This window comes from Actinophytocola sp., assembly GCF_009379765.1.
In the GTDB taxonomy this organism is placed as follows: Bacteria; Actinomycetota; Actinomycetes; order Mycobacteriales; family Pseudonocardiaceae; genus Actinophytocola.
Window position 1 is genome coordinate 25,350 of record NZ_WHTD01000077.1, and the last position, 11,742, is coordinate 37,091.

Consider the following 11,742-nt stretch of genomic DNA (forward strand, 5'->3'; position numbering starts at 1 on the left):
CCGGCTCGTCACGTCCTTGCCGACGAACAAGAAGGGGAACCCCATGAGGACCTTGCACTTCGGCCTCCGGGTGACCGATCTCGAACGGTCGCTCGCGTTCTACACGGCGATCGGCTACCAGGTGCTCGGGAGCGTCCCCGAGACCGCGTTCGGGAGCCTGACCATGCTTCAGCTCCCCGACGACGACTTCGTCACCATCGAGCTCGTCCACGATCCCAGCAGGACCGAGCTCGACCCCGACAGTCGCCTCAACCACTTCGTCATCCAGGTCGAGTCGATGGAGGCCACCGTCGCCGCGCTCGCCGCCAACGGCATCGACGCCGAGGAACCCGTGTCACCGAACGACTCGGACGACTTCCTCACGTCGTGGGTCACCGACCCGGACGGCAACCGGATCGAGCTGGTCCAGTGGCCGGCCGGGCACGCCGACGGCATCACCGCAGCCGACATGGCGAACTGAGCCAGCGAAAGGAAAGCCAGGTGGGAAAGACGATCATGGGAGCGGTGGTCTCCCTGGACGGCTACATCGCCGACGACAACGACGGCGTCGGGCCGCCCTTCGACTGGTACGGCAACGGGGACGTCAGCTGGTCCTTCGATGGCACCACCGACGAGTCCCGATCCACCCAGGCATCGGCCGACTCATGCGCGCCCTCTACGCCTGCGTGGCCGCGAACGTCATCGGCCGGCGTCTCTTCGACCTCACCAACAGCTGGAACGGCCGGCCGGCCGCCGGTGAGCACGTCTTCGTCGTCACCCACGAAACACCGAAGAACTGGGAGCACGCTGGCACAGCGCCGTTCACCCTCGTCGACGTGGCCGGTGGCCAGATCGGTGGGCAGGCACTGAGGCTCGGCCTCATCGACCAGGTCGTCGTCAACCTCGTCCCCCGCGGTGTTCGGTTCAAGCCGCCCGAACACCGTCAACAATCCTCGCCCGGAAACCTCCCTCGTTGCCCGGCGAGTTGTGCCATGCTTGGCGACTTCACATTGTCTATGTGATTGGGGGATTTCTTTTATGCGAATCACATTCGCGAAAGCCGCGGGGTCACTGGTTGCCACGGCACTTGCGGTGTCCGGGCTTGTCCTGGGTGCCGCTCCGGCGCAGGCCGGTAAGGCTCCGCTGAACGTCGTCGCCCTTGGCGACTCCTACGGTTCGGGCACCGGCGCGGGCGACTATCTTGACGGCACCGGTGTCGCGAACGGCTGTTGGCGCAGTAGCAACTCGTATTCGGAAACGCTCGTCGCGCGGCTGCGGGACCGCGGGAGACAGGTGACGTTCACGAACGTCACCTGCAGTGGCGCGTCGACGGCCGCCCTGAGCCAGTCGTTCAAAGGTGAGCCGCCACAGCTGGACGCACTGAGCCGGAACACGAACGTGGTGTTCCTGAGCATCGGCACCAGCGACATCGACTTCGCCGGCTACGGGCTGCAGTGCATCGCGGGCGACTGCAGCGGTCAGGTCACGCAGGACCAGCTCGCCAAGCTGCAGGGCATGGGTCAGAACGTGGCCGCGCTGCTCGGTGAGATCAAGGCCCGCAGCCCACGAGCGAAGATCGTGATGTCCGGCTACGGCAGCCAGCTCACCGCGGGCGAGAACGCCCCGGGCGTCCCGCTCGACGCCCTCTGCGGGCCGGAGTTCTTCTCCAGCCAGGAACGCATCGAGGGCAACCAGGTAGCCAGCGGGATCGACGCGACCCTGCGCCAGACCGCGCGGCGCGCTCATGCCACCTACGCCAGCCCGTACCTGAGAAACTCGGTCGACCTCCACCCCACCTTCGCCGGCCGTTCGTTGTGCCAGTCGGCCGAGCCCCACTATCGCGGCTTCGACGCGCTTGCCCCGGGCCAGGAAGGCGCGGAGGCGGTCCTGCACCTGAACACGGCGGGCCAGACCGCGCTGGCCGATCTCATCCAGCGCAGGCTCTGCTGGTAGCGACGGCCGTGCGTAGGGTCGCGGTGTGCGCATCGTGTCGCTGCTGCCCGCCGCGACCGACATCGTCGCCGAACCGGGGTTGCTGGCCGACCTGGTCGGCCGCACCCACGAGGGCGACCGGCCGGACGAGGTGAGCGACAACCTCTGATCATGTCGAACCGCGACACCAGGCTTGGCTGCAACACCACCATGTCCACGGCTCGCGCGAGCTGAACATCCACCCCAACACCGTCCGCTACCGCGTCCGGCGCGCCACCGAAGTCTCCGGCCTCTCCTTCGCGAACCCACCGAACGCCTCCCCCCACCTCCTCCTCCAGGATCTCGGGTAGACGAATCCGTTGAGAACCTTCAGCAGGTAGTGGGCGCACCAAGCGCAATCACGCTCCAGCTCGATGAGGGGGTACCACGGGCGGCGAGCGACTCGCATCCATTGGATTGACCGGATGCCGATGCTCACCACGCGCTGTCGCGTCGGCTTCCACGATTGGTTCGTGGGACCTGCTGAGAGTCTGTTGACGGGGTCAGGTGGCTGCTGGTGGCCCGTCGGTGTTCGGGCATGGGTGGAGGGTGAGCCGTTCTGCTGGCAGGTCGGCGTGGCGCACCAGGGCAGTGTGTGCCCATCGCTTGGCCCAGCGGATCGCGTCGTCCCAGGGAGCCGTGTCGGGGCCGGGGATGATAGCCAGCGGCCGTGAGCGGGGTCCCCATTCGATGTGGGCGGCGTAGGCGTCCGGCAGATCACCCGGGGTCAGTCGGGCGGTCCCGTGCGGTGTGGAGAAGACCTGCCGTGCAGTCCGCGTCTGCACCGCCTCGTGCGCGAGTGCGATGTGGGCGGCCAGCCCGGGATCTCCGTCGACGATGCGGAAATCGTGGCCAGCGAACTGCAGGTTCGTCAGGTGGGGCCGTCCGGCCAGCGCTTCCGCGACGAACATGCCGAAGACGACTCCGTTGATGATTACGTCCCAGTGCTGGGGTATGAGTTCCACGTCCTGTGGCGCCCATTCCGATTCGCGCCCGCACACCAGGAGAGTGTTCTTTGCGCGCCGCCACACGCCGTAATACTGGCTGTCGGCGTGCGCGGCTCGCCCACGCACGCCGACGGTATCATCGAGCATGGCGAAGTCGGTATCGCCGCGACGCCATGCGCATTCGAGTACGAGCACCGTTCTCCTACGAATTAGGCTGAGTCGCCTTCCGCGAAATGCGGATAGTAGCACTCGCCGATTCCATTGGGGTCGGGGTCGTGCAGCGGGGTCGCACTGGAAGTCGAGCGATCCGTGCAGCGGTGACAGAGCCGCGGTCGCACCGGGCGTCCTGATCCAGAATTCGAACGCGAGGTCGTAGGTGTGGTCTTCGGCAAGGTAGAAGGGTAGAAGTTGCTGATGTAGTGGATGTTGGTGCCGCCCACCGGAAGGGCGCCGAAAGCTGTGAACTGCTCGCCGCACGAGGTCGACGGCTTCTCACCGCAGAACACGTCCTGCGCGATCTCGGCTGTGGTGTTCAACTCGCTTGTCACGGCACCACGGATCAACCTGATCTGACGACCGTTCATGCTGAACTGCGCCTGGTATCCCACATCTCCCTGATAGGTGCAGTTGCCGGACGAGTCGCACACGTTCACGTTGCAGCGACGCCCGAAGAGGCGGTTCCTCGACAATCGCCATCCGTAGTAGTAGGGCACGCCGGCGCCTGGGTTGACCGTCAACCCGTACTCGTCGTCCAGTGGCGCGTAGTTCTCCGGAACTGCGTGGTTCCGCAGGTACTCGGCGCTTGCGCGACATCGCCGCCCGCCTGCAGGATGGCCTGCCGGCATACGTCGACGGAGTGCAAGCAGACGAAGGAGTCCGGTGCAGCTGGGGCGGAACAGTCGCAACTCCTCCCAGCCGCCGTCGGTGGACTCGTCGGCATGCCAATGGGACGCCTCGGGTGTGCCCGATGAACAGGCACTTGCCCTGGTCACCAAGGTGGCGGCGTTCCTGAGCGAACGGCCCGTGCCCGATCGGCTCGCTGAACTCGGGCTACCCGTCCTGGTGATCTTCGGCTCCCAAGACCGGCGCTGGCAGCCATCCTCGTTCGAGGACTATCGCCGAGTCCCACGGGCACGGATCGAGATCCTCAACGGCGTCGGCCACACGCCCATGCTCGATGATCCGGACACAACCGCGGGACTCTTACGCGGCTTCGCCCTCGACATCACATCACACTGATTCGGCATGACCGTTCGTTGAGCCGCTGGTCATCATGACGGACATCGACGCGAGCGCTCACGACAACGCCGTGTGCCGCAGCTTTCCCGCGCTCAGACCCGTTCGCTCGGTGGTGATGTGGTGTCCTGGGTCGGCTCGGGGGTGTGGGATGGTTCGGGGTTGGGGCGCATCAGGGTGGCGGCCAGCGCGCCGATGAGCAGGACCGCGATGGGCAGGAGCATGGACGCGCGGGCCGCATCGGTGAGGCCGTTGTGGACCACCTGGCCGGCGAGCTGTTGGATCTGGTCGGCGACGGACGGCGGCAGGCTGGACGGAACGGCGGCACCGACCCGGTCGCTGAGCTCGTTGGCCGAGTTCGCGGCGTGCGACAGGCTGTCGACGAAGTCCGCCTGGTACTGGGGCGGCAGCGTCTTCGCCGCGTCGGCCGCCTCCGCGCCCATCGAGACGCTGATCCTTGCCTGCAGCAGCACGCCGATCGCCGCGCTGCCGAGCACGCCGCCCACCTGCCGGGAGGTGTTGAAGATGCCCGAGGCGGTGCCGGCGAGCGCGGGCTCGACGGACCGCATCGCGATGTTGCTCATCGGCGCGAACACGAACCCGGTGCCGATGCCGGTCATCAGCAGGGCCGGGATCAACGCCCATGGATCGGTGTCCGGCCCGGCCTCGAGGACGATCATCCCGAGCCCCGCGGCGAGCGCCAGGAAGCCGATCATCACCAGGTACTTGGCGTTGACCCGGTCCGACATGCGGCCGATGAACGGGGCGATGATCCCGGACAGCAGCGACATCGGCGCGGTGAGCAGGCCCGCCTCGGTCGGGCTCAGGCCCAGCACGTTCTGCGTGTACACGACGAGCGGGATGAACATCCCGGTCATGGCGAAGCCGATGGCGGTCGCGGTGACCGTGCCAGTTGAGAAGTTCCTGTTGTTGAACACCCGCAGGGGCACGAGCGGTTCCTTGCGGTTGTGCCGCTGCCAGACGACGAAGGCGGTGAGCAGCACCGCACCACCGGCGATGATCTCGAAGATGCTGATGTCGCCGAAGACGGCTCCCCAGCCGTATTGCTGGCCGTTCTGGATGCCGAAGACCAGCAGGCACAAACCGGCGACCGACAACACGATGCCCAGGATGTCGAACGAGTGCAGCCGCTTGGGTTGCCAGTCCGGTACCAGCAGCACCGTCAGCACGATCCCGACCACCCCGACCGGCACGTTGACGAAGAAGATCCACTCCCAGCCGAGGCTGTCGACCAGCACGCCACCGAGCAGCGGGCCGGTGATCGTCGCCAGGCCGGCGACCCCACCCCACATGCCCATCGCCGGGCCGCGTTTGGCGGGCGGGAAGAGGTGGGTGATGAACGCCAGCGTCTGCGGTGTCATCAGTGCCGCGCCGAGGCCCTGGACAGCGCGGGCGGCGATGAGCATCTCGGCCGTGCCCGACAACCCGCACCACAGCGATGCCGCGGTGAACACGACCATGCCAGCCAGGAAGACCCGTTTTGGGCCGAACCGGTCGCCGAGCCGGCTGGTGAACAGCATCGGCACCGCGTACACCAGCAGGTAGATGCTGATCACCCAGACCACGGAGTTCAGGTCCGTGTGCAGGCCACGCACCATGGTCGGGATCGCGATGGTCACGATCGTCGTGTCCAGCAGGATCATGAAGAACCCGATGCACAGCGCGGTGAGCGCCGCCCACGGGTTAACTTGCCTTGTCACCGTCTCTCCCGCCGTTGTTGTCTACAACAGACAAATTGGGCACCGCGTCCGGCTTGCTGTCCGGCCAGGCGATCCGGCCGGACTCCAGGTCCTCGATCAGCCGCTCCGTCCAGTCCAGTTCGGACTGGCGCTGGTGGTGCACGTAGGCGTAGTCGATCCAGTACATCGCGGGCAGTTGCGTGACCAGCACGTGGTCGATGACCACCTGGTCGGCGGCGATCTGCGCGCGCAGGCTGAGCACGCGCATCTTGAGCTGCTCGACCGCGTCCGCCTGGTCGAGCTCGTTGGCCGCCGACAGCGCCACGGGGAACTGAGGGTATTCCTGGCCTGGGGTGCCGAGCATCGCGCGCACCTGCTCGACGAACATGTCCCGGCCCGGCTCGGTCAACCCGTAGACCGTGCGTTCCGGCCTGCGGCCCTGGCGCTGGGTGTCGACGATCTCGATGATTCCCTGCGCCTCGAGCCGTTCCACAGTGTGGTAGAGCGAGCCGGGCCGCAGCTTGACCCGGTAGTCGACCCGTCGTTCACGCATGATCTGGGTCATCTCGTACGGGTGCATGTTCCGCTCGTGGAGCAGCTCCAGCACAGCCATTGCCAGCGGTGTCAGCGGCGCCATCGACCTACCCACGCCGACTATTCCTTCCCGACGACTCCATACCGTTTATTCCACGCGGACTATACGGCGTGGGCTCTCCGACGTCGAGCAGCCATCCCGCCTACCCAGCTGAGCGGGGTGTCCCAGTCCAGTTGCCGGCGCAGTTCCTCGTCGTCGGTGGGCGACGGCTGGGACCGGGCCGGCTGTGTCCGGTCGTCAGCCGTGCGCTGGTGGCGATGTTGGCTTCCACCCGGGGACGGCGGAGCCGTTCGTAGGCCGCCAGGGCCTCGGCCACGGCGCCGGTGTCCCGGAACGCCTTGGCCAGCACGACCGTGTCTTCCAGCGCCATCGAGGCGCCCTGTCCGGTAGCCGGCGAGGCCGCGTGCGCGGCGTCCCCGATGATCAGGACGCGGTCGGTGTGCCATCGAGAGACATCGGGCAGGTCGTTGGCGTTGGTCACCATCATCGTGGTGGATCGGGATTCGTCAGGGGAAGGAGATGTCGGCAACAGTCCGGGCAACCGCCAACTGCGCCGGGGCGAACATCCCGTTGCTGGCCAGCGTCAGGAACGCGCCTATGTCGGCACCGCTGTCCGGATGTGCCTCGTACACCGCGACCTCGAAACCAGCCTTGTCCATGGCCAGCGCCGCCGCACTACCGGCGATACCACCACCGACGATCAGGACACGCCTCACCCCAGAACCTCCAGCCCGTTCGGCGCGTGCGCAGCGGTTGGGGTTGAGCACCAGTCCCGGCGTCCACCAGCGCCGGACACCGGGTGGGTATCGCCGGCATACGGTCCAATACGGACGGGTGGGCGGCAGTGTGCGCGCTGGTTCGCGGCCTGTGTTGTCGCGTGCCGGACGTGAAGATCTGTTACCGAACGCCCGACTGGTGGCAAGATGCCGCCATGGTCGGGACCGATAATGTTCGCAAATCGCCCGCAATGGGCGCGACCACGGCTTCTGTGGACCGGCGGCACCGTCGGCAGCGGCTGTCGGCCCGCGAGGTCACGCTGGGTGTGCTGTTCTGCGTGCCCGCGCTCGCCGGGCTGGGCGCGTTCGTGATCTTCCCGCTGTTCCAGGCGGTCTTCCTGTCGACGCGGGGCACGGACATCAACGGCAACCCGTCCCGTTCGGTCGGTGCGGAGAACTTCGCCGCGCTGCTCACCCCCGAGTTCGGCACGATCCTGCTGCAGACGCTGCTGTTCACGGTGTTCGTCGTGGTGGTCGGGCTGGTGCTGCCGCTCGCGCTGGCCGTGCCGCTGTCCCAGCGGCTGCCCGGCATGCGCGTGTTCCGCTCGCTGTTCACATTGCCGTTCGCCTACTCGGCATCCGCGGCGAGTGTGGTCTGGCTGCTGATGCTCGACCCGTCGATGTCCCCGGTCAACTGGGCGCTGCGGCTGTTCGGGGTGGCCGCGCCCGGCTGGACCACCGAGTCGCCGTGGCCGCTGGTCACCGTGGCGTGGGCGACGGTGTGGGTGGTGGCCGGCTTCAACCTGCTGGTGCTCAGCGCCGGACTCGCCGGCGTCGACCAGGAGGTCCTCGAAGCCGCGCGGATCGACGGGGCGACCGGGTTCCGCAGCTTCTTCAGCGTCGTCCTGCCGATGATCTCCCCGAGCGTGTTCTTCGTCGTGGTGACCACGACGCTCACCGCGCTGCAGGCACTCGGGCAGGTGCAGGTGATGACCGACGGCGGGCCCAACGGCAGCACGACGACGCTGGTGTTCGCCATCTACCACAACGCCTTCGAGTACGGGAACAACGACTACGGACTGGCCAGCGCGCAGGGCCTGGTGCTGCTGATCATCGGGATCGTGCTCGCCGCGATCCAGTTCGGTGTGATCGAGAGGCGGGTGCACTACCGGTGACTCAGACGACCACCGCTGTCGCGCCCGTACCGGGCCGGGCCGGTACGGGGCAGGCACGGCGCAAGGTTCGCTCCCCGGAGCGGCCGCGGGCCGCGCTCGGCGTTCTCACCTACGTGTGGCTCGGGCTGGCGGCGATCGTGCTGCTGTTCCCGGTGCTGCTGACCGTGGTGGGCGGTTTCCTGCCGGAGGGGCAGCTGGTGCGCCAGCCGCCCGGGTTGGCCAGTGGCACGTACTCGTTCGACAACTACGTGGCCGCCTGGCAGCAGACGGTGGTGCCGTTGCTGCCCGCGTTCACCAACTCGTTGTTCGTCGGCGTGCTGATCATGCTGGGCCACCTGGTCACGTCGTGCCTCGCCGCCTACGCGCTCGTGTTCGTCCGGATGCCGCTGCGCAAGCCGGTCTTCTGGCTGTTCATGGCCACGATCATGGTGCCGTACGAGGCGATCGTGGTGCCCAACGCGCTGTTCATCCGCAGCATGGGCATCGAGAACAGCCAGTGGAGCCTGGTGCTCCCCTTCCTGGCCAACGGGTTCGGGGTGTTCCTGATGCGCCAGGCGTTCCGCCAGTTCCCCGACGAGCTGCGGCAGGCCGCGCTCATCGACGGCGCCGGGCACCTGCGCTTCCTGTTCACGATCGTGCTGCCCGCGGTGCGACCGTCGATGACCGCGCTCGCGGTGTGGTCCTTTCTGCAGGGCTGGAACATGTACTTCTGGCCGCTGATCATCTCCTCGTCGAACAACTCGATGAACACCCTGCAGACCGCCGTGTTCGCGTTGAAGGCCAACGGGAACGGCACCCAACAGGCGCTGCTGCTGGCCGGCGTGACGATCACGCTCGTGCCGACGCTGCTGCTGGTCATCTTCGGTCAGCGCTGGCTCGTCCGCGGCTTCATGGCCGGGGCCGTGAAATGACCCCACTGTTGACCAGTGTGTCGACATCGTGGGTTCGCTGTGACAGGAAGGAAGAACTGTGCAGATAACTCTGCGTCGCCGGATCGGCGCGCTGGCTGCCGCCCTCGCGATGGCCGTCACCGCCTCGGCGTGCACGTCGGCGGCGAACTCGGGAGGCTCCACCGGCGGCGATGACGCCGCCGCGCCGGGCAAGGACGCGCTCGAGGGCAAGGGCGAGGTCGGCATCACGTTCTGGCACGGGATGAGCGGCACCAACGGCGAGACGCTGCAGGCGCTGATCGACCAGTTCAACTCCCAGCACCAGGGCAAGATCAAGGCCACGCTGAACTACAAGGGGCAGTACGACAGCGTGCTCGCCTCGTACAAGAACGCCTCGAACCAGCAGCGGCCCGATATGCTGCAGATGTACGACATCGGCACCCGCTACATGATTGACTCGAAGACGATCCTGCCGATGCAGTCGTTCATCGACGTCGACCACTACGACGTGTCCGACCTCCAGCCGAACATCGCCGGGTACTACACCGTCGACGACAAGCTGTACTCGATGCCGTTCAACACCTCGATGCCGTTGATGTACATCAACCGGGAGGCGTTCCAGAAGGCCGGTCTCGACCCGGAGAAGCCGCCCGCCACCCTCGACGAGATCATGGCCGCCGCCAGGAAGATCAAGGCGACAGCGGGAGAGACGGTGCAGTACGGCTTCGGCGCCTCCCTCTACGGCTGGTTCGTCGAGCAGTGGAACGCGGTCGCCGACCAGACGCTGTGCGACGCGGACAACGGCAGGACCGGGCGGTCCGGCAAGGTCACCATCGTCAACGACACGAACCTCGAGCTCGTGCGGTGGTGGCAGCAGATGGTCGACGAGGGCCTCGCGATGAAGCTGGACAGCAACACCGACAACGGTGACAACGCGTTCAGCTCCGGGACCGTCGCGATGAGCCTCGAGTCCACCGGCTCGCTCGGCAGCTTCACCGCGGGCGCCGCGGCGTCGAAGAACCCGTTCACGGTCGGCACCGGCTTCTTCCCGAAGGTCAGCGCGGACGACGACGGCGGCCCGATCATCGGCGGCGCTTCGCTGTGGATCGTGAACAAGGACGACCCGGCCAAGAAGCGGGCCACCTGGGAGCTGGTGACGTTCCTCGCCAGCAAGGAGTCCCAGGTCGCGTGGCACACGAAGACCGGGTACTTCCCGATCAGCAAGGCGGCGCTGGACGACCCGGCGGACAAGCAGTGGGTCAGCCAGAAGCCCCAGTTCGCCACGGCCATCGAGCAGTTGCAGGGCACGAAGCTGACCCACGCGACGCAGGGCTGCTCGATCGGTGAGATGCCCGAGGTCCGCAAGAACGTCGAGAACGCACTTCAGGCGGCCGTCCTGCAGGGCGTCGAGGCCGAGAAGGCGCTGACCGACGCGCAGAACGCGGCGAACAAGCAGGTCGCCGACTACAACGAGAAGCTCGGCGGCTGACCGCCGCGAGCACCCGGCTGGGCCGCCCCCGGTACGACGAGGGCGGCCCAGCCGATCGCCGGGCCCGGTGTCTCAGCCGCCGCCGAGCAGGGCCAAGCCCGGGCGCCAAGGCTTCCTCGCCGAGGTCGTGTCCCCTACGACCGGTGATGGTTTGCGGTGGGTGACGCCGGCCGGTCGGGCCGGGCTCATCGTTGACTCGCCGGAGGAACCCGGCGGTGGCCAACTGGCGCAGGTGCGGGACCGACTCACCTGATCGTCCCGCGACGAGGTTGGGCAGCCACGCCGCCGACGATCTCTGGGAAGTGCCGTCACCGCACCGCCCGGAGACCGGGCGCGATCGGCGGTCACATCTGTCACGGGCGAAGCGTCATAGCGCTAGCACAACGCCGAGGCCCAGAAAGGACCCCCATGACCACGACTTCCGAGCAGGCCACCCTCCAGTCGCGGCTGCCCAACCCTCGCAAGCTCGTCCCCGAGGCTGAGGAGATCGCCGGGGTTCTGTTCAAGGCCACGGGGAACGGCTCGATCCCGCAGGCCACCATCAGCCTGGTCCAGTTGCGCGCCGGGCAGATCGTCGGCAACACCTACCTGACCGTTCTGCACACCGGCAACCTCCGCAAGGCCGGGGAGGCGGAGACCCGGATCACCGCCGTGGCGTCCTGGCAGGACGCGGCCTGCTTCACGCCTGCAGAGCGGGTCGCGCTGGCGCTGGTGGAGGCGGTGCCCACGCCCAACCCGCACGGCGAGCGCGTCTCCGACGAGCTCTACGCACAGGCGACCGGGCAGTACGACGACAAGGCGCTCGCCACGCTCATCGTGGCGATCGGCCAGGTCGGCTTCTTCATCCCCCTCGCCCTCATCGGCAAGCCGCTCCCCGGCATGTCGCCCCAGGAGCAGTGGAGGGACTAAGGAATTGTCTCAAATTAACTTGTACATGTCGTGATTGTTCTGTCATGGTTCTGGTATGGCCATGGTCGTGGAGATCGATGAGCAGGTCCTGGCGGCGAAGTTCGGGACGATCCTGCCGCACTTGGATGAGCGGCA

General features: G+C 67.2%; 15 protein-coding genes and 1 pseudogene. 9 read left to right on the forward strand and 7 right to left on the reverse strand.

The window, feature by feature from the left end:
* Positions 1–43 precede the first annotated feature (43 nt).
* Positions 44–460, forward strand: coding sequence for a VOC family protein (locus GEV28_RS22870; RefSeq protein WP_291414169.1), 417 nt, complete (start codon positions 44–46; stop codon positions 458–460).
* A 61-nt stretch (positions 461–521) separates the two neighbouring features.
* Here GEV28_RS22870 and GEV28_RS22875 read toward each other — a convergent pair whose 3' ends face one another.
* Entirely contained in the window at positions 522–926 is a 405-nt protein-coding gene (locus GEV28_RS22875; RefSeq protein WP_291414170.1) for a hypothetical protein, read from the reverse strand.
* A gap of 145 nt (positions 927–1,071) precedes the next feature.
* On the opposite strand from GEV28_RS22875, the gene GEV28_RS22880 reads away from it, so the two are divergent.
* The 3 genes from GEV28_RS22880 to GEV28_RS22890 all read left to right on the forward strand — a co-directional run bounded on the left by GEV28_RS22880 (position 1,072) and on the right by GEV28_RS22890 (position 2,261).
* Positions 1,072–1,932 carry an SGNH/GDSL hydrolase family protein gene (locus GEV28_RS22880; protein WP_291414171.1) on the forward strand — a complete coding sequence of 287 codons (861 nt, stop codon included), beginning with the start codon at positions 1,072–1,074 and terminating at the stop codon, positions 1,930–1,932.
* Between the two features lie 25 nt (positions 1,933–1,957).
* Positions 1,958–2,080: a hypothetical protein gene (locus tag GEV28_RS22885; RefSeq protein ID WP_291414172.1), complete on the forward strand. Its 123-nt coding sequence runs from the start codon at positions 1,958–1,960 to the stop codon at positions 2,078–2,080.
* 61 nt (positions 2,081–2,141) lie between these two features.
* Positions 2,142–2,261: a helix-turn-helix domain-containing protein gene (locus GEV28_RS22890; RefSeq protein ID WP_291414182.1), complete on the forward strand. Its 120-nt coding sequence runs from the start codon at positions 2,142–2,144 to the stop codon at positions 2,259–2,261.
* Positions 2,262–2,453: 192 nt separating this feature from the next.
* Here GEV28_RS22890 and GEV28_RS22895 read toward each other — a convergent pair whose 3' ends face one another.
* Both GEV28_RS22895 and GEV28_RS22900 read right to left on the reverse strand, forming a co-directional pair.
* Entirely contained in the window at positions 2,454–3,092 is a 639-nt protein-coding gene (locus GEV28_RS22895) for a hypothetical protein (RefSeq protein ID WP_291414173.1), read from the reverse strand.
* 14 nt (positions 3,093–3,106) lie between these two features.
* Positions 3,107–3,634, reverse strand: a complete 528-nt coding sequence (locus GEV28_RS22900) for a hypothetical protein (RefSeq protein ID WP_291414174.1) — start codon at positions 3,632–3,634, stop codon at positions 3,107–3,109.
* Positions 3,635–3,737: 103 nt separating this feature from the next.
* On the opposite strand from GEV28_RS22900, the pseudogene GEV28_RS22905 reads away from it, so the two are divergent.
* Positions 3,738–4,136 (forward strand): annotated as a pseudogene (locus GEV28_RS22905) (alpha/beta fold hydrolase); the annotation flags it as partial.
* Positions 4,137–4,228: 92 nt separating this feature from the next.
* Here GEV28_RS22905 and GEV28_RS22910 read toward each other — a convergent pair.
* The 4 genes from GEV28_RS22910 to GEV28_RS22925 form a co-directional block, all read right to left on the reverse strand.
* The gene (locus GEV28_RS22910; protein ID WP_291414175.1) at positions 4,229–5,854 is read right to left on the reverse strand and encodes a DHA2 family efflux MFS transporter permease subunit; all 1,626 of its coding nucleotides are present in this window, start codon (positions 5,852–5,854) and stop codon (positions 4,229–4,231) included.
* Positions 5,838–6,446, reverse strand: coding sequence for a PadR family transcriptional regulator (locus GEV28_RS22915; protein WP_291414176.1), 609 nt, complete (start codon positions 6,444–6,446; stop codon positions 5,838–5,840). The genes GEV28_RS22910 and GEV28_RS22915 overlap by 17 nt, the downstream gene beginning before the upstream one ends.
* 124 nt (positions 6,447–6,570) lie before the next feature.
* Complete coding sequence (locus GEV28_RS22920; protein ID WP_367115163.1) at positions 6,571–6,915, reverse strand: FAD-dependent oxidoreductase; 345 nt, start codon at positions 6,913–6,915, stop codon at positions 6,571–6,573.
* A gap of 19 nt (positions 6,916–6,934) precedes the next feature.
* Positions 6,935–7,144 (reverse strand): FAD-dependent oxidoreductase, encoded by a 210-nt coding sequence (locus tag GEV28_RS22925; RefSeq protein WP_291414177.1) that lies wholly within the window; start codon positions 7,142–7,144, stop codon positions 6,935–6,937.
* A gap of 272 nt (positions 7,145–7,416) precedes the next feature.
* On the opposite strand from GEV28_RS22925, the gene GEV28_RS22930 reads away from it, so the two are divergent.
* The 4 genes from GEV28_RS22930 (at position 7,417) to GEV28_RS22945 (ending at position 11,607) form a co-directional block, all read left to right on the forward strand.
* A complete protein-coding gene (locus GEV28_RS22930; protein ID WP_291414178.1) occupies positions 7,417–8,319 on the forward strand; it encodes a carbohydrate ABC transporter permease in 903 nt (300 codons plus the stop codon).
* Positions 8,316–9,230: a carbohydrate ABC transporter permease gene (locus tag GEV28_RS22935; protein ID WP_291414179.1), complete on the forward strand. Its 915-nt coding sequence runs from the start codon at positions 8,316–8,318 to the stop codon at positions 9,228–9,230. The genes GEV28_RS22930 and GEV28_RS22935 overlap by 4 nt, the downstream gene beginning before the upstream one ends.
* Before the next feature lie 58 nt (positions 9,231–9,288).
* Complete coding sequence (locus GEV28_RS22940) at positions 9,289–10,698, forward strand: ABC transporter substrate-binding protein (protein WP_291414180.1); 1,410 nt, start codon at positions 9,289–9,291, stop codon at positions 10,696–10,698.
* Between the two features lie 408 nt (positions 10,699–11,106).
* Complete coding sequence (locus GEV28_RS22945) at positions 11,107–11,607, forward strand: carboxymuconolactone decarboxylase family protein (RefSeq protein ID WP_291414181.1); 501 nt, start codon at positions 11,107–11,109, stop codon at positions 11,605–11,607.
* Positions 11,608–11,742: the final 135 nt, after the last annotated feature.

Bases quoted from the DNA above. Each gene is read 5' to 3' on its own strand.
- GEV28_RS22870 (WP_291414169.1), top strand. From the start codon at position 44: ATGAGGACCTTGCACTTCGGCCTCCGGGTGACCGATCTCGAACGGTCG.
- GEV28_RS22915 (WP_291414176.1), bottom strand. From the start codon at position 6,446: ATGGCTGTGCTGGAGCTGCTCCACGAGCGGAACATGCACCCGTACGAG.
- GEV28_RS22945 (WP_291414181.1), top strand. From the start codon at position 11,107: ATGACCACGACTTCCGAGCAGGCCACCCTCCAGTCGCGGCTGCCCAAC.
- GEV28_RS22920 (WP_367115163.1), bottom strand. From the start codon at position 6,915: ATGATGGTGACCAACGCCAACGACCTGCCCGATGTCTCTCGATGGCAC.